Origin of the sequence: Flavitalea sp. (genome assembly GCF_035489435.1) — a bacterium.
Lineage (GTDB): Bacteria > Bacteroidota > Bacteroidia > Chitinophagales > Chitinophagaceae > DATHKG01.
Genome location: NZ_DATHKG010000078.1, coordinates 1 through 17,169 on the forward strand (window position 1 = coordinate 1; position 17,169 = coordinate 17,169).

General features: G+C 41.5%; 18 protein-coding genes. 9 read left to right on the forward strand and 9 right to left on the reverse strand.

Going from position 1 to position 17,169, the window contains the following annotated elements; genetic code table 11:
- Positions 1-197, forward strand: a 197-nt coding sequence (locus VK664_RS11735; RefSeq protein ID WP_461398849.1) for a hypothetical protein, incomplete at its 5' end; no start/stop codon positions are given.
- 93 nt (positions 198-290) lie between these two features.
- Here VK664_RS11735 and tgt read toward each other — a convergent pair.
- Positions 291-1,430, reverse strand: coding sequence for a tRNA guanosine(34) transglycosylase Tgt (gene tgt / locus VK664_RS11740; protein WP_461398850.1), 1,140 nt, complete (start codon positions 1,428-1,430; stop codon positions 291-293).
- A 157-nt stretch (positions 1,431-1,587) separates the two neighbouring features.
- Between tgt and VK664_RS11745 the strand changes: the two genes are divergently transcribed.
- The 3 genes from VK664_RS11745 (at position 1,588) to VK664_RS11755 (ending at position 4,095) form a co-directional block, all read left to right on the forward strand.
- A complete protein-coding gene (locus VK664_RS11745) occupies positions 1,588-2,727 on the forward strand; it encodes a glycosyltransferase (RefSeq protein ID WP_461398851.1) in 1,140 nt (379 codons plus the stop codon).
- Entirely contained in the window at positions 2,718-3,365 is a 648-nt protein-coding gene (rsmG, locus tag VK664_RS11750) for a 16S rRNA (guanine(527)-N(7))-methyltransferase RsmG (RefSeq protein WP_461398852.1), read from the forward strand. The genes VK664_RS11745 and rsmG overlap by 10 nt, the downstream gene beginning before the upstream one ends.
- A 61-nt stretch (positions 3,366-3,426) precedes the next feature.
- The gene (locus VK664_RS11755; RefSeq protein ID WP_461398853.1) at positions 3,427-4,095 is read left to right on the forward strand and encodes a response regulator; all 669 of its coding nucleotides are present in this window, start codon (positions 3,427-3,429) and stop codon (positions 4,093-4,095) included.
- 322 nt (positions 4,096-4,417) lie between these two features.
- Here the strand turns inward: VK664_RS11755 and VK664_RS11760 are convergent, their stop codons facing one another.
- Positions 4,418-6,409 (reverse strand): M1 family metallopeptidase, encoded by a 1,992-nt coding sequence (locus VK664_RS11760; RefSeq protein WP_461398854.1) that lies wholly within the window; start codon positions 6,407-6,409, stop codon positions 4,418-4,420.
- Between the two features lie 350 nt (positions 6,410-6,759).
- Between VK664_RS11760 and VK664_RS11765 the strand changes: the two genes are divergently transcribed.
- From VK664_RS11765 to VK664_RS11780, 4 genes are read left to right on the forward strand one after another with little or no spacing between them, the layout of a single operon-like run.
- The gene (locus tag VK664_RS11765; protein WP_461398855.1) at positions 6,760-7,959 is read left to right on the forward strand and encodes a TlpA family protein disulfide reductase; all 1,200 of its coding nucleotides are present in this window, start codon (positions 6,760-6,762) and stop codon (positions 7,957-7,959) included.
- Positions 7,960-7,985: 26 nt separating this feature from the next.
- A complete protein-coding gene (gene xseA / locus VK664_RS11770) occupies positions 7,986-9,389 on the forward strand; it encodes an exodeoxyribonuclease VII large subunit (RefSeq protein ID WP_461398856.1) in 1,404 nt (467 codons plus the stop codon).
- The gene (gene xseB, locus VK664_RS11775; RefSeq protein WP_461398857.1) at positions 9,386-9,604 is read left to right on the forward strand and encodes an exodeoxyribonuclease VII small subunit; all 219 of its coding nucleotides are present in this window, start codon (positions 9,386-9,388) and stop codon (positions 9,602-9,604) included. Before xseA ends, xseB begins: the two co-directional genes overlap by 4 nt.
- An 18-nt stretch (positions 9,605-9,622) precedes the next feature.
- Entirely contained in the window at positions 9,623-10,150 is a 528-nt protein-coding gene (locus tag VK664_RS11780) for an NADPH-dependent FMN reductase (protein WP_461398858.1), read from the forward strand.
- A 155-nt stretch (positions 10,151-10,305) separates the two neighbouring features.
- On the opposite strand, the gene VK664_RS11785 is transcribed toward VK664_RS11780, so the two are convergent.
- From VK664_RS11785 to VK664_RS11805, 5 genes are all read right to left on the reverse strand, one after another.
- The gene (locus VK664_RS11785) at positions 10,306-10,758 is read right to left on the reverse strand and encodes a PepSY-like domain-containing protein (protein WP_461398859.1); all 453 of its coding nucleotides are present in this window, start codon (positions 10,756-10,758) and stop codon (positions 10,306-10,308) included.
- A 130-nt stretch (positions 10,759-10,888) separates the two neighbouring features.
- Positions 10,889-11,557, reverse strand: coding sequence for a 16S rRNA (cytidine(1402)-2'-O)-methyltransferase (gene rsmI / locus VK664_RS11790; RefSeq protein ID WP_461398860.1), 669 nt, complete (start codon positions 11,555-11,557; stop codon positions 10,889-10,891).
- A 111-nt stretch (positions 11,558-11,668) separates the two neighbouring features.
- Positions 11,669-11,914, reverse strand: coding sequence for a phosphoribosylformylglycinamidine synthase subunit PurS (gene purS / locus VK664_RS11795; protein ID WP_461398861.1), 246 nt, complete (start codon positions 11,912-11,914; stop codon positions 11,669-11,671).
- Between the two features lie 10 nt (positions 11,915-11,924).
- Complete coding sequence (gene pssA, locus VK664_RS11800; RefSeq protein ID WP_461398862.1) at positions 11,925-12,689, reverse strand: CDP-diacylglycerol--serine O-phosphatidyltransferase; 765 nt, start codon at positions 12,687-12,689, stop codon at positions 11,925-11,927.
- 9 nt (positions 12,690-12,698) lie between these two features.
- Entirely contained in the window at positions 12,699-13,994 is a 1,296-nt protein-coding gene (locus tag VK664_RS11805; RefSeq protein WP_461398863.1) for an aminopeptidase P family protein, read from the reverse strand.
- A 306-nt stretch (positions 13,995-14,300) separates the two neighbouring features.
- On the opposite strand from VK664_RS11805, the gene VK664_RS11810 reads away from it, so the two are divergent.
- The gene (locus VK664_RS11810; RefSeq protein ID WP_461398864.1) at positions 14,301-14,861 is read left to right on the forward strand and encodes a DUF922 domain-containing protein; all 561 of its coding nucleotides are present in this window, start codon (positions 14,301-14,303) and stop codon (positions 14,859-14,861) included.
- 138 nt (positions 14,862-14,999) lie between these two features.
- Here VK664_RS11810 and VK664_RS11815 read toward each other — a convergent pair whose 3' ends face one another.
- Together VK664_RS11815 and VK664_RS11820 are read right to left on the reverse strand one after the other, a co-directional pair.
- Positions 15,000-16,484, reverse strand: a complete 1,485-nt coding sequence (locus VK664_RS11815; protein ID WP_461398865.1) for a sulfatase-like hydrolase/transferase — start codon at positions 16,482-16,484, stop codon at positions 15,000-15,002.
- 8 nt (positions 16,485-16,492) lie between these two features.
- Positions 16,493-17,128 carry a deoxynucleoside kinase gene (locus VK664_RS11820; RefSeq protein WP_461398866.1) on the reverse strand — a complete coding sequence of 212 codons (636 nt, stop codon included), beginning with the start codon at positions 17,126-17,128 and terminating at the stop codon, positions 16,493-16,495.
- Positions 17,129-17,169: the final 41 nt, after the last annotated feature.

Genomic DNA, 17,169 nt, shown 5'->3' on the forward strand with positions numbered 1-17,169 from the left:
GTATGATATTCCCCCAAGTGGATGAGCTAGTTGGGAGTGGGATTGTGCCTTTGCGCGGCCTTCGTACCGTGGTCGAGTTACTGAAGCCGATCAGGGCGATACTGCAACCAGCACTGGAAGAAACCCTAACAAAGCTGATCAGGGCAAAAAAGCCGATCGGAGACAACAACAAAGAACGGCATGAGCAAAGGTATTAACCACGGGACACAGCCGCAAAAAGGCACAATCCCGCTCCCAACGGTGCGAAGAAGCGACCAAAAACTGTTGCATAAGAATGCTGCTAAAGAAAATCACAACCGCTGCTGCAACCGTAACACCATCTCAGACTTCCATGAATTAAACGTGCCATCAACAATCTTCTTACGCGCCTCTGTAACCAAATGCATATAAAATGCGAGGTTGTGAATACTCGCAATAGTTAAACCCAGGATCTCCTTGGATTTCACAAGATGCCGGAGATATGCCTTTGAATAAAAATTGCTGACATGGCAATCAAATCCATCATCAATCCGTGTAAAATCGGTCTCCCATTTTTTGTTATCAATATTGATGATCCCGTTTGAAGTAAACAACATTCCATTGCGCCCGTTGCGTGTTGGCATTACGCAATCAAACATATCAATACCCATGCTGATGCACTCAAGGATATTCCATGGAGTACCCACACCCATCAGGTAACGCGGTTTGTTATAAGGAAGATTTTCGCAACACAAATTGCAAAGTTCATACATCATTTCTACCGGTTCACCAACACTCAGACCGCCTATGGCATTGGCCACTGCATTTTTTGAACTGATAAAATCACAAGACTGCTTTCTTAACTCCGGGAAAGTACTGCCTTGCACAATAGGTAGTAGGTTCTGCGTATAACCATACTTGTCAGGTGTACTATTGAAACGTTCAAAACATCTGTCGAGCCAACGGTGCGTGAGGTGCATTGATTTTGAGGCATATTCATATTCACTGGGATATGGAGGACATTCATCAAATGCCATGATCAGGTCTGCCCCGATCACTCTTTGTATATCCATAACATATTCAGGTGTAAAAAGATGTTTTGAACCATCAATATGTGACTGGAAGATAACTCCCTCTTCAGTAATCTTACGGGTGCCGGCAAGCGAAAAAACCTGGTAACCACCGCTATCTGTAAGAATGGGCTGGTTCCAGCCATTAAATTTATGCAATCCGCCTGCCTGCTCCATTACGGATAAGCCCGGCCGAAGATACAGGTGATAGGTGTTTCCAAGAATGATCTGTGCATTTACGTCTTCTACAAGTTGTTGCTGGGAAACAGCTTTGACACTGCCGGCAGTGCCAACCGGCATAAATATGGGCGTTTGAATCTCTCCATGATCAGTTGTGATCTTGCCTGCTCTTGCCTTGGATAATGTATCGCCGGTCTGAATTTCAAATGTTAAAGATGCCATGCGCTGCTGATTCCGGTTTAAGATATCGCTTAAAGAGCGCAATACCTGGTGAAAAACGGCAGCAAAAGTAAGCAAGAAAAGCGGAAGCTTTCCAGCGATACGATCACAATTCCTTAATTTCGCTAACTGCGGCTAAACCGCCCTCTAAACTCCCCGTATGGACATGATGGAATTGCTAAGGAACACAGACTGGTGGGCAATCGTTTTTTATTTTTTCTGCGCAATCACATTGATTCAATTATTCTACTACTGGTTTTTTTTCAGGCATCTCGCTTTTTATAAAGAACGAGACAAAGAAAAATCGCAACAACATCCGGTCAGTATTATCATTTGTGCGCGTGATGAAGCGAGTAATCTTGTGAAAAATTTTCCAGGTGTACTCGTACAAACCTATCCATCTACACACGAAGTAATTGTTATCAATCATAACAGCCAGGATGAAACGCGTTATCTTCTTGAAGAATTTAAAAAAACTTTCAAAGGTCTTCACCTGGTGAACCTTGAACAGGAAGCAAAAGGTATACCGGGAAAAAAGTATCCGCTGTCAATAGGAATCAAGGAAGCAAAACATGAGATCATCCTCCTTACTGATGCTGATTGTGTGCCTGCCAGTGAATTCTGGTTACAAAAAATGCAGGACGGATTTACAGATGGTATTGAAGTGGTACTTGGTTACGGGGCTTATAACAAAAGGCCCGGCTTGCTTAACCGGTTGATCCGCTTTGAAACTTTTCATACTGCTATACAATACCTGTCATACGCAATTGCCGGTGTGCCATATATGGGTGTGGGAAGAAATCTGTCTTATAAAAAAGGGTTGTTTCTAAACAACAAGGGTTTCTCTTCACTTAACCATGTGCCCGGCGGGGATGACGATTTGTTTGTGAATAAGGTAGCCACCCGGGCTAATACCCGTGTTGTGATTGATCCGGAAGCATTCACACTTTCTGAACCAAGAAAAAACTGGACCGAGTGGACTCAACAAAAAAACAGGCACTTTTCAACAGCAAAGTTTTATAAGGCTTCTCACAAATTTTTACTCGGTCTCTATACTTTTTCGCATTTCTTTTTCTACCCGATGTTTGTTTTAAGCATCATATTTTTTGACTGGAGACTGGCGCTTGGAGTTTTTGGACTTCGCTTTTTCTCACAAGCAATCATCTATAATAAAGCAATGAACCGGCTCCAGGAAAAGGACCTCTTTGCCTGGTGGTGGCTCCTTGATATCTGGATGTTTTTTTATTATATCATCTTTGCTCCTGCAATCTGGAAAAAGCCTAAGAAGACATGGAACTGATCACAAAATATTTCGCCGACTTTGATTCCAGGCAGTTGGAACAGTTCGCTGCCCTTGAAGCTTTATATTCCGATTGGAACTCAAAAGTAAATGTAATATCAAGGAAGGATATCGATAGCCTGTATGAAAAACATGTGCTACATTCTTTGAGTATTGCTGCGGGTTTTGACTTTCTAAAGGGAATGGAAGTAATCGATATTGGAACCGGCGGCGGTTTCCCCGGAATACCGCTTGCTATATTTTTTCCGGATGTTCAGTTCCACCTTGTAGACAGTATAGGTAAGAAAATTAAAGTTGTGGAGGATATTTCAACGGCGATAGGACTGAAAAATATTACCGCACAACATACCCGGGCAGAAGATATAAAGAACCGGAAGTTTGATGTCGCTGTTTCAAGAGCTGTAGCTCCTCTTAACGATCTGATCAGATGGTCTACCCCAATTCTCAGGAAGCGTAAACCAGGAGACAGGAAATCGGATGATGATATGCCGGTGCCAAATGGCCTGATTTGCCTGAAAGGCGGAGATCTTGCCGGGGAAATTTCACAAACTAAAGCAAGACCCAGGATCATGGAAATTCACCAGATTTTCCAGGAGGAATTTTTCCATGAAAAATTTATCATTTATGTACCACTTTAACTATCAAGTAATTATGTCTTCTCTTCATTAAAATTACCACAAAGTGGTATACACAGACTAGTTGAAAAGAAGGACATTTGCCGTTATGGATATTAATGTTTGTATAGTAGATGATAACAAGGATATCCGCTCTGCATTGGAACAAATAATTTCAATGTCTGAGGGATATAATCTTGTTGGGAGTTGTCCGACCGCGGAAGAAGCCTTGCTTCATATTCCATTGATCCAGCCTGATATAGTGCTGATGGACATCGACCTGGGTGAAGGGGAAAATGGTATTCAGGTTGTTAGAAAACTGAAGTCCAGTTATCCCGAAATACTGTTCATGATGTGTACGGTATATGAAGACGACGAAAAAATATTTGAGGCATTGAGTGCTGGTGCAAATGGTTACATCGTAAAAAAAACAGCTCCGCACCGGCTCCTGGAAGCAATAAGTGAACTTCAGCAGGGAGGTGCCCCAATGAGCAGCCAGATCGCCAGGAAAGTGGTGAATGCCTTCCAGCTCCGCACACCGGAAGCTACTGCAACCAGGAGTCCCGACCTGAATACCTTGTCGCCAAGAGAAAAAGAAATTCTCGAATTGCTTGCAAAAGGCCTCCTGTATAAGGAAATTGCCGGTCAGCTGTTTATCAGCCAGGAAACGGTACGTAAACATGTATACCATATTTACGAAAAACTCCATGTAAACAACAGGGTCGAAGCTATCAACAAGTTCTTCGGACGTTAAGTAATCAAAAGAAATTAAGTAGTCAAAATTTACCACTTCGTGGTATTTCAGGAAAAAACAGTCTTTTCTATCTTTGAGCTAGCTGCGCCTCGAATACCTTAAATCATTAAGCTTATCCCGTTCTTGAAAATAAAAAAAGGCTACCTCACTATAATGAGGCAGCCTTTTTTTATTTTGCAGACACTTAACCTTTTTTCTCCGTTACCTTTTTGCTTTTGATGGTGCCTTATTTCTTTTGCAGGTCTTTCAGTTTTTTCTCCTTTACCTTATTTCTTTTGCAGGTCTTTCCCTTTTTAAGTTGCAGTCCTTTCCATTGCCGGTATTAAAAAGGAATCTCCAGCCTATTATTTCGCCTCTCAAGGTCGGCCATTCTTTGAGACGGATCAATTTCAATGACTTTCATTTCTGACAACTTTCTTGGGAGTTCCAGCACATAAGTTGGATGCGTCCATCGCCATGGTTCAAAAACCTTACGGGGTATTTGATCATCCTCCACCGGTTTTTCACCAAATGCCAGGTATGTTGGTATATAAGCCAGCTCCTGGGTTCCATCTTTGTACTGAATCATCAGGTCAATTGGCATCGGCATCTTGCCAATCATCTTTAAGCGGATTTTTGATTTTCCACCCTCTTCCCAAAGACTATCGATTCCATAGTCAATGGTTTTTGTACTATTTACAAAATACTCTTTGTACCAATCCAATTTAAGACCGCTTACATTTTCTGCAACCCGCATGAAGTCATTCGAGTTAGGATGTTTAAAACGCCATAACCGATAATACTCAAGTAATATTTTATCCCGTACTGCATCGCTGGTTATATAACCCAGCTGGCCGAGGAATACACATCCCTTCGAATAGGCTGCCGCACTGTATGCCGAGTTGGTATTGAAGTGATCTGCATGAGTAGTTAGGGGTTCTTCTATCCCGCTTTTAGCAAGGCCAATATATGACATATAGCTGCCCCTGTCATATTTAGGAAGAAGCCTGGATGTTGAATCAAGTGTCTTGAGATATGCAGGATTATTTGCAGCGCGTTTCATCAGCACGTTTTGCCGATAAAAAGCCTGTACCCGGTTAGTTGCAAAATCTGTAAACCCTTCATCCATCCAGGCGTATAATGATTCGTTTGTACCCATCATCATCTGGTACCAGCTATGCATCCACTCGTGGAAAGCCGTGCCGATGCCTGGCCCTGCAAGTAAAGTTGCCATAGGGTATTCCATACCACCATCACCCCCATGTATAAACGAATATTGTTTATATGGATATTCGCCAAAATTTTTCTCGATAAAAGGCAACACAGTATTTGCTGCATCCAGCACATCCTGCCATTGCTTATCAACGCTTTCAAGATATTTATTGAAGTCGTTGCCCAACTCATTCTTTCTTGTTGCAGTTAGTTTTTCATACTGTTCTTTCAAAAAGGTTTCATCACGGTTGTAAAACACATGCAGGGTCGGCCCGTTTGGAACATTTTTAGAAAGATGCCTGAATTCCGGATCGGCTGCCCACATAAAGTCATGAACATTGGGAGCCAGGAAATGCCAGGTTAATTTATCGCCAGCTGGCCGGACAACTTTTGTTCCCGGGTTCTCATAGCCATAACCGATCTGGGCAGCATTCTGCAAATAACCGGTTCCGCCGAGAATATAAGTTTTATCAATACTGATTTTTACATCATAATCTCCCCAGACCCCGTAAAATTCACGTGCGACATAAGGTGTCGGGTGCCAGCCTTCATAATCATATTCGCAAAGTTTTGGATACCACTGGCTCATGGAATAACGCACACCATTGGCAGCATCGCGGCCACTTCTCCTGACCTGGAGCGGCACCTGTGCTTCAAATTCCATTTCAAATATTACTTTGGATTTTGGAAGAATAGGGCGGGAAAGTTTCACTTCAAGAATTGTTTCACGCATCGTATAATCCTGCGCTACTCCATTCATCTTTAAAGAAAGCACCTTTTGATACCCTATTTCATTTTCATTCAATTTTGAGATACGGTCCCGGACCCTTGGATCCCATTCACTACGATCGCCACGGCCGATCTTTCCAAGTTCCCGACTCCTCGAATCCATCATGCTTCCAGGTTGGAATGCATTCCAATAAAGGTGATAAAAAACTTTTTTCAGTGTATCCGGTGAGTTGTTCGTGTATTCAAGTTGTTGTTTTCCGGTGAATCGATTCGTATTTACATCAACTTCCACATTCATTACATATTTAACCCGTTGCTGCCAGCGATCTGGTTGACTATAGGATACATTTATAACGAAAAGTGAAAAAATCAGAACGATAACAAGTTTTTTCATACCTGGTTTGAGAATTTTGCATTTTAGAATTCCGGAAGATAGTATAAAATGTTTTCCGGAGCGGTTTTAGTACCGGATAAAGAGCCAATCCAGGCCACATAAGTTGCATGTTATAAAATTTATTAATTCATTAACAGGTTCGTAATAACGTCTTGTAGTTTCCATTATTCAACGATATTTGATTGCCAGATTTCAATGAAAATTTGATTGCCTGATGGTAAACGATATTGGATTACTTGAGATGTTCACCAATATTTGATTAAATGGTGTATTTGATTAAGTGATGTATCTGATTAAATGATGTATCTGATTAAGTGATGTTCACCGGAAATGCTGAAAAAAAGATGAAAATGCAGCAAGCAAAGATGTTCCTGACAAGGTGTATAAGCTGCATAGCAACAATCACGTTATTGTTTAAAAGACAAAGGCAGATAATTGGATGGGCTACAAGTTGTCAACTGACCTTTACTATACTTTTACAACTTGGCGGTCTTCTTGCCAAATCACAATCAACACTTGAAATCTCCGTTACCCCGAATCATCAAACGGTTGAAATGTTCACCTTCAGCAGGGTAAATAGCATCTCCGGAAGTCATACTATCGACACTTTCGCAGTTAAAGGAGCCGGCAAATATAGTTTGAAGGTTATTAATAGTAGCTTACCAGGCATTGGGGTTATAAGAAATGGCAGCGAAAATTTAAGAGAAGTTTTTCTCGCTCCCGGTTTCCCTTTACAGTTAATAATTAACACAAACCAGTTGGAGAAAAGCGAATCGGTATCCGGACCCTGGTCGGGACTTGATAGTACCTTTTCGAAAGTAAATACAGAAATGTCAGAGCGCTATCATTTCCCGGATAAGTCTTCTGAAGTACAAGAGCGGCTAAAGCTTTATAATCGTTTTTTGAAAATCATTGATACCGATATCGATGCCCGGTACCGTTCCCTCAAAGACTTTCTTTTTTACGGCCTGATGAGGCAAGCTATCGATTCATCGGATCAGATCCTCGGGCTAAACGACTACAAAATGATTTATCTGTCATATCTGAACCAGCTTGCATTCGGCAGCTTCCGGAACGATATTGACCGCCGTTACAATTACAAGCTAAACATGTTGACAACCGCGCAGTATGGAAAGCCTGCGCCATTGTTCAAGCTAAGGGATACCCTGGGTAAACTCCATAGTTTGGATGAATTTAAAGGTAAGCTTGTTTATATCGATCTTTGGGCAAGTTGGTGTTTACCCTGCAGACTGGAAACGCCATATATGCATAAGATTATTAGTAAGTATAGCAAGCGGTCAGATATAGCCTTTATTGGTGTTGCGGTAAGCGATAGAATGCAGGATTGGAAGCGGGCCATCAGGCAAGATAAACCACGATGGCTTCAGTTGCATGATAACAGTACATTTGTGGCAAATGCCTACGCGGCGACTTCTGTACCAAGATATGTATTAATTGATAAGGCCGGGAACGTACTTGATTTTCATGCGCCGCCTCCAAGCCAGCAGGCTAAACTGGTAGCGATTATCGACAAGGAATTGAGCAATTAATCGACAAAGAATTGAGCAATTAATTTATGCCGGAAACAATTAATGATAAAAGGGTATTCTCATTACTGGAGGTGTCAAAAAGCATCCAGAAGACCCTTACTGAAAGGTATACAAGTTCATTCTGGATCAAAGGAGAGGTAAACAAACTAAACCTTTACGCGCAGTCGGGTCACTGTTTTCCAGAATTGGTTGAGAAAAAAGATGGTCGCGTGATTGCAGAACTCAAATCAGTATTATGGCGTGATGACTATACCCGTATCAATCGTCAATTCCTGGAGGTTCTGCACGAACCATTAAAAGACGGGATCACTATACTCTTTTCTGCACGTATTCAATTTGATCCGGTGTTTGGACTAAGCCTCCGGATAACTGAAATTGATCCCTGGTATTCTCTTGGTGAACTGGAAAAAGAAAAGCAGCTATCTATTGCAAGGCTGCAAGCCGAAGGAATATTTGATCAGAACAAAAATCTGGCTTTTCCGTTGCTTCCGAAAAGAATTGCAATTATTTCTGTTGAAAGCAGCAAAGGATATTCTGACTTTATGAAAATTATGAACGGCAATAGCTGGGAGTATCGGTTCTTTTCTATGTTGTTCCCAGCTTTCCTGCAGGGGGATAAAGCTGTCCCATCCATAATCTATCAGTTGAAACGCATCAGGCAGGTAATCGCTCATTTTGATGTTGTCGCTATCATAAGAGGAGGTGGTGGAGATGTTGGATTGACCTGCTATAACGATTACGAACTGGCGAAAACAATTGCACTTTACCCATTGCCGGTTATTACCGGTATAGGACATTCGACAAATGAAACGGTAACAGAAATGGTTGCTTTTAAAAATGCGATCACACCTACGGAACTTGCCGACTTTCTCCTGCAGCATTATCATGAATTTTCGGTCCCCTTGCAGGAAGCAGAAAACATGCTGGTGCAGAAAGCAAATCGTTTGATCAGGGAAGAAAAGACCTCATTGATCAATCTTGCAAAATACCTGAGATCAGTTACAAGATCCACTATTTCGAATGATAAGCAGGCTATAGAGTTTGCTTCGAAGTCGTTGTTACAATATTCGAAAAATGCTTTATTGAGATCAGAAACAACGCTGAAACAATTCAGCCGCCAGCTTTCGGGGTCTGCGAATCTTTGGATATCGCGCAGCCTGGATGCACTCGATGGGCAACGAACCGCACTCGCCACAAGCAGCCGGGCTCTTATTAAACAAAGGGCCAGGGATCTCCAGAATATGGAAAAAGTAATAAGTATTTTAAGTCCGCTGCAGGTCTTGAAACGTGGGTACAGCTTCACAACAGTGAATGGCAAACTGGTGACGACAATTAATGAAATAAAAAAAGGCGATAAAATAATTACAACAGTAACAGACGGAAGCATTGCTTCAACTGTAACTTCCACGAAAATCACAACACAGCCATGAGCGAAATCTTAAACTATACCGATGCTTTTGAAGAATTACAATCTATTGTATCCGAGATGGAAGATGGTGAAATTTCGGTGGATCTATTGTCCGAAAAAGTAAAGCGGGCTGCCTTCCTGATAAACATCTGTAAAAAGAAACTGTCAGATACTGAAGGTGATGTTAACCAGATCCTGAAGGAACTGGAGGCAAATGATGCCAGTGACAAAACCTAAGAAATTCACACCAGAAATATGCAAAAAATCATCCTGATCGTACCTGGAAGCCTGAGAAACAATTCTTCTTCTTATAAACTTATTCCAACCATTGCAAAATATCTGCCCCCGGAATTTAGCTACAAAATTTTTGAAGGCACTGGCGAATTGCCACATTTTAATGACGCAGAGGAACCGTCTCATTCAATTGATAACTGGAGAAAAACGATAGCCGACTCTAACGCTGTTATGTTTATTACTCCCGAGTATGCATACGGCGTACCCGGAACTTTAAAAAATGCACTTGACTGGATAGTAGCATCAGGCGACCTGGTTAATAAGCCGACTGCGCTAATCACGGCAGCTACCGGGGGCGAACATGCGCATCAATCGCTATTAGCAATACTTGGCGCGCTGACAGCCCATCCGGCTGCTGGTTGTGATTTATTGATATCGTTCATCCGCTCAAAACTGGATGACCAGGGCAATATAAAGGATCCGCAACTTGAAGTACAGCTGGCAGATGTAGTTGAAGCACTGATTAGTGACATTAATTCCAGGCAATAAGTAAATATGTCCGGTTAATTCCAGGCAACAAGTTATGTCCCGTTAATTCCAGGCAATAAGTTATGCCCGGTTAATTCCAGGCAACAAGAATATCTGTCCGGATTTATATGCTTCGGACTTTAACTTTAACTATAGTTTGATCTTATTTTTCTCAACTACAGTGTGATCTTATCTTTCAATAACCTTCCTTTGGAGCTATAAAGGAGATTCTTTTTTTGCAGGTCTGTTTTACCTACCAGCAGGCGGTATTGAGTGTTATCCTCAGGCAGTTGGATCTGATGAATTTTTTCGATCTCCCATTCAGCATATTTACTTTTTTCAAAACCTTCTTTGACAGCGGATGGGAGATTATCTACAGCAACTTCATTTTCTGTATTGAGCCATTCCCCTTTTGAATTGTATTTTGCCTCATAGCTTACACCATCTTTTGAAAAGACAGCCGAAAACACTGATACCTTATCGCGCCATTCCACACCGGTCGCATCAGGGTATTTTTCTTTGAAAGAATCGGTAACTGTTGCGGGAATTTTACGTATCTGGGCCTGGGTGGTAGCAGCCGTCAGGGATATTGCAAACACCAGGGCGACTGCAGGAAATAAATGCTTCATAATTTAGATAATAAAAATGAGGGTTAATGGTTAGTACATTTTTATAATGCAAATATCAAACCCCGGCAATAAAAAAAAATCACAAAATTTTATTCAGATCCTGCTAAAATTATATTCAGCTCCTCTATTACTATTCCCCTGATCCTGCAATGACTATTACTATTTCTCCTTTTACCCCTTTCTGACTAAAATGATCATGTACTTCCTGCAAGGTTCCACGTACATTTTCTTCATAGATCTTTGATAGTTCCCGACTCACACTACACTGTCTTTCAGGTCCCAGGTATTCTATAAAGTCAGCCAGGGTTTTCACGAGCCGCATCGGCGATTCATAAAAAATCATTGTCCTTTCTTCAAGGGCAAGCTTTTTGAACATGGTCTGCCGGCCTTTTTTTAATGGGAGAAATCCTTCAAAGGAAAACCTGTTTGCTGGCAGCCCGCTATTAACAAGTGCAGGCACAAACGCTGTAGGTCCGGGGAGGCATTGAATCTTCACTCCTTCCTTGATACAGGCTCTCACCAATAAAAATCCGGGATCTGAGATAGCGGGTGTGCCGGCATCAGTGATCAGTGCCATGATTTTGCCGCCGAGCATCTGGTTTACCAGGTGCTGTACAACCTGGTGCTCGTTGTGCTGGTGATAAGCAGTAAGTTGTTTTGTAATCTTGTAGTGATTAAGGAGCCTGGAAGAAGTTCGTGTATCTTCAGCAAGGATCAGGTCAACCGACTTAAGTATCTCCAGCGCACGAAGCGTTATATCCTGCAAATTGCCGATAGGGGTGGGAACAATGTATAACATTAGTTATGAGTTATGAGTGATGAGTTATGAGTGAGTTGAAGAGTTATGAGTTCACTCATCACTCACTCATAACTCATCACTCATAACTCATAACTTTTATCACCGTTGAGCTCAGTTAACGGAAATTTCAAAGTATTCCATAACCGGATTAGCTAACAGTTTTTTCGAAGCTTCTTCGGCAATTTCTTTGGCTGCATCGGGAGTGGCAGCTTCAACCTGCAGCGTAATATTTTTACCTATCCTGACATCGGAAACGTTCTTCAAACCAAGATTAGAAAGCCCGCCCATTACTGCTTTACCTTGAGGATCCAGCAATTCTTTGAGCGGCATAACTTTAACCTGAACAGTATATAACATGGTAAACGATTTAATACCTTTTTTCTCTAAAGAACAAAGATACTATGATGTAAAGAATAAAAATAACAGGAACAGCCAGCCACTGCAAAAAAGCTATTGCAATCAGAGATAAACCAAGCAGGATAATCTTTGGAAGATTATTTTTTACAGAAAAGTCTGAAAACTTCAGGGCCATCAGTGGCAGGCGGCTTACCATCAACAGGCTTAACACCAGAATTACTGCATATAACAGCCATTTATTTGTAAACAATGTATTGAGTTCAAAACTCTGACTTCCAAATAAAATTAAAGGAAATGAAGCCACTACAAGGCCGGCAGCAGGGATGGGTACGCCCTTAAAACCAGATTTCTGACTTTTATCAATATTAAACCTGGCGAGTCTGTATGCTCCTGCGCAAGGAAAAATAAAGGCAGGCAGCAGGGCCATTATACTTGTATCCAGCCCCGTATCTTCCTGAATATATGCGATCCTTAACAACTGGTAGAGTATCATAGCAGGGGCAACTCCGAAACTAACCACATCAGCAAGAGAGTCCAGTTGTTTACCCATGGCAGAAGTTGCATTAAACAACCTTGCAACAAATCCATCCAGGAAATCAATAATTGCGGCTATACCAATAAATATGGACCCCCACCATATTTTTTCGGGAAACTGTGCAACCCAGCTGCCGCCATCCTGCATGATCAGTGATTCACCGGTTTGGAGAATAAACACAATTGCTATACAACCGAAAAAAAGATTTAAAAGCGTAAATAAGTTCGGGATCTGCTTCATAGATATTGTTTAGTTAACTTTCTTCATAAGCGATTCAATCTCCTCAACCGTGATGGGAATGTTCTGCATCAGGTCCTTATTGCCATCTGCAGTGAGCCACACATTGTTCTCTATCCTTATCCCTATTTGCTCTTCCTCGATATATATACCGGGTTCAACTGTCAGTAACATCCCTTCAATAAGCGGTTCAGTGCGGGTGCCGAGATCATGCACGTCGAGCCCAAGATGATGAGAAATTCCATGGTAAAGAAACTTCCTGTATAGTTTGTTGGCACCATCTTCATTTTTTGCATCGGCTTCGGAAATCAGGCCAAGTTTTACAAACTGAATTGTCGCTTCCTCTCCAACTTTATCAGTATATTCTGCGAGTGTGATACCCGGCTTCAAAATACTTTTTGCATAGTTGTGCAGGTGTAAACATGCATTGTAGATGTCTTTCTGGCGGGGTGTGAACTTACCGCTCACAGGTATGGTTCGGGTCAGATCCGCATTGTATCCACCATAAGAGGCTCCAAAGTCCATCAGTATCAGCTCCCCTTCCCTGCATTCCTGGTTATTGGTTACATAATGAAGGGTTCGGGCACGATCACCTGAAGCGATGATGCTCGAATAAGCCGGACCATCGGAACGTTGTGAAATAAATGAATGATATATTTCAGCCTCAATCTCAAATTCCATTACCCCTGGATGAACAAACTTTAATATACGATCAAAGGTGTTTTTCGTAATATCAACAGCTTTTTGCACCACCTCAATCTCGAGCGAAGACTTTACAGCTCGCAGGTCCCTGAGAATGCGGGCGCTCCGACGGTAGTTATGCAGCGGAAATTTGCTCATCATCTCCTTAGCATAACGGTAATCCCTTACCGGCACAGAGTTTGACTTCCGGTCATTTTCATTCGAGTTCAGGTAAATATTATCAGCGAGATGGATCCAGGTCTGTAAAATTGGCTCAAGCACATCAAGCCACATGATACCCTTTATTCCTGAAATGCCTTTTGCTTCATCAGCCCGCAGTCTTTTACCGTCCCATTTTTCCTTTAATTCATTTGGACGAACCAATACTAATACTTCCCTGTACAGCGGATCAGGATTATCAGGATACAGGATGAGCATGGTATCTTCCTGTTCAATACCCGTGAGCCAATAGAGGTCGGAGTTTTGTTTAAAACGATGGAGAGCATCACCATTCATGGGTAATTCATCGTTGCTGTTGAAAATCGCTATAGCATTTTTCTCCATCCTGTCAATAAAGCGCTTCCTGTTATCTGTAAAGATCTCCGGATTAAGGGGCAAATGTCTCATCTGTTGATTTTCAAGGGTGCAATTTATCTAAAAAATATGGATCGCAGGCTTTATGGTGTCGCATCTGGATGATTCAAAAATATAAATGAGGGTAGTTGCACTGAATTCCAGATTTTTTGTGGATATTAGATGCCAGTTTTAAAGTTTTTCCGGTCTCAACGATTTCTGCCATAGGAACTCCATCAACTTTTTGATGGAGTTTTTTGTTTTAGCGCACTGGTTAAGCCGATCACAGTTTACTACTTTTTAAAAATTGTGAAATCATTTAAAATTGATTTATAAATTTTGCCGTTAGTATACAAATCTATGAACACCTTCTTTACATTTCTGTTGCCATTTATATTGTTGACAGTTTCTGACCCCGGTCAGAAGGACCTCATTGAATGGAATAGCGACAAACGACTCAGCTGGACAGACTTTAAAGGCAGGGTGCCAGTAAATGCCGCCAATGCCGCACTCACCAATACTGCTATTAATGTTGAGTTTGGATTTAGTAAGAAGGGCATGACTTATTCTATCAAATGCCGGTTCGATAAAACAAAATCATGGGTCAGGATAAAAAATGACCTGGTGCTGGGTCATGAGCAAGGCCATTTTGACATCGCCGAACTTCATGCCCGCAAATTAAATAAGGCTCTGAAAGATTATAAATTCAACAGTAAAACCGTTAGTGACGATGTTAACCGGATTTACGAGAATATAATGAAGGACCACCATAATTTTCAAAGCGAATATGATCAGCAGACCGATTTCTCGAGAAAGGTTGACAAGCAGATGGAATGGTTGGCTAAGATCGAGAAAGATCTGAAAGCCCTCGATGATTACAGGGGCTATACACAGGAGCTAATGCAGACATCGGCGAAATAACAGTCATTTAGTGATGAGTGATGAGTGATGAGTGAGTTTTGAATGATTAAGATCTCAGAGTGTGAAACTAACTCAACACTCATCAACTCCACTCATCACTCATCACTCATAACTCATAACTAAATCGGAGCCTTGTCGTCAGCGAACAATACTGTCTTTTAGAAGCGGCACCCTAACCCCGAAAACAGTATTGAATAATATAGGAAAAACATTCACATTCGTAAGTGCAGGATACCATGCCTCATAATTTCCTGATGGAAGATAAATCGCCAGGAGATTATTGTATGCATAAGAGGGAACTTTTCTTGCCAGGTGCCTTGAGCCATGATCGCTCATCAAAAGTATTATTGCCTTATTTGAAGTATTTGACTTCAGGCTGTCGATAAACTGCCCGACTTTATTATTCGAGTAAACGAGGTATTGCAGATAGGCAGCGTCCACTTTCGCCGCATCCCTCGAACTTCCATAATTTGTAAGTCCCAGTTTATTCCCGAGGCTGTCACGCACCAAAGGCTCATGAGGCATCATCAGGTGGAGATAGGTCAATGAAGGCCCATCGTCCATCATAGCCGTCTCCCTCAACACTTCATTCATCATAAGGTTATTGCTTTCATCTGCCAGCTCAGTGTTTCGTTCGGCAAAATAGCGAAACCCGAATTTCTCAGCCATGATCTCAGGCAAAGCTTTGGCTACCCTGTAGTACATAGTCTGATGTTGGGCCAGGTTTATCTTATCGGGAAGCAGACCGCTAGAATAAGCCGGTACATGGCCATCGAAGTAAAAAGGAGATTTATTGATAACCCGGTAACCCATTTGCCGGAACATTGCAGAGATTTTATTCTTATCTATGGCCTGCAATGCCTGCTTATAAGCATAGTGATTGGAAATGACCGCGGGAACTGCATTCCTGAGGTATTCCATGTTCAACATGGAAGCCATTGAATAGATGGTCAGATTATAATTACTGGATGGATTACTGATTATATGGAATCGCTGATCCAGGAGTTTTTGTTTGAATTTGCTATTCGGATAGTGGTAATAAGAATAAAGACCTTCATTACCGAGATATTCATCCAGCAGCAGGAGATATACTGAAGGCCTGGGCATAGCAAAAGGAGCCTTTATTACAACATTATTATTCTTTCCCTGTTTTATTTCTCCTGATCCTGTTAAACGGAAGAGTGCGAACAAGTCTACCAGTATATAAATTATCACGAGTGTTGTCAGGAATATTCTAAACCTGCTGAAGGTGGAAGCTGATCTTTTGATTGCGAAAAAACAGGCAATGATAATCAGCAGGGAGAAAGGGAAAAACAATGTCAGTCTCCCAAAATTTGCTATAGGTTTCAGCCCCGAAATTATATCCTGGAATACACCGAAAAAAAGTACGATCAGTAAAAGAATAGCGGTGTATAAGGTTGCCTTGCCTTCGTTTCGAAAAATCCTGTAAAAAAAACGCTGTGTTATGATACCGATGGCAAGCAAAGCCAGTGATAATAACATAAGGCTTCCTTGAGGAACAGAGCCGAAATGCACCACATAGCCATGAAATGCAAAGTAAATGATAATGACTGCGATGAGACCCTGTTGAAAGAAAAACTTTGAGAACCTCTCCCGTTTCATTTCAAGTATTAAAACAGCCCGTATATCTGGGCGTCTATTTTAGTTATTATATCGCCAAGATGTTCTTCGTTTTCAGGAAACTTGTTTTTATCAACATCTATTACCAGTAACGGACCTTCACGGTAACCTTCAATCCATTTGTTATAATAATCATTGAGACGTTTAAGATAATCCAGGCGGATATTTTCTTCGTATTCACGACCTCTTTTCTGGATCTGCGCAACAAGAGTCGGAACAGACGCTTTCAGATAAATGAGAAGGTCCGGTGGTTGCACCATCGACTTAAGTGTTTCAAAAAACTGGAAGTAATTATCATAATCGCGTTTGTTCATCAGGCCCATTTCATGCAGATTCGGTGCAAAAATATGTGCATCTTCGTAAATCGTTCTATCCTGGACAATGGTTTCTGTTCCGCGTTGTATATCGAGTAATTGATTCAGCCGGCTGTTCAAAAAATAAATCTGAAGGTTAAATGACCAGCGTGGCATGTCTTCATAAAAGTCAAAAAGGTATGGATTATGATCTACATCTTCAAACTGCGGGATCCATTTATAATGTTTACTCAGCAACTCAGTAAGCGTTGTTTTACCGGCACCTATATTTCCTGCAACTGCTATATGTTTTGGTTTCTTACTTTTTGCCATATTGAATGCCTGTTTTCAATTTTGTTTTGTCAAGATAAGAA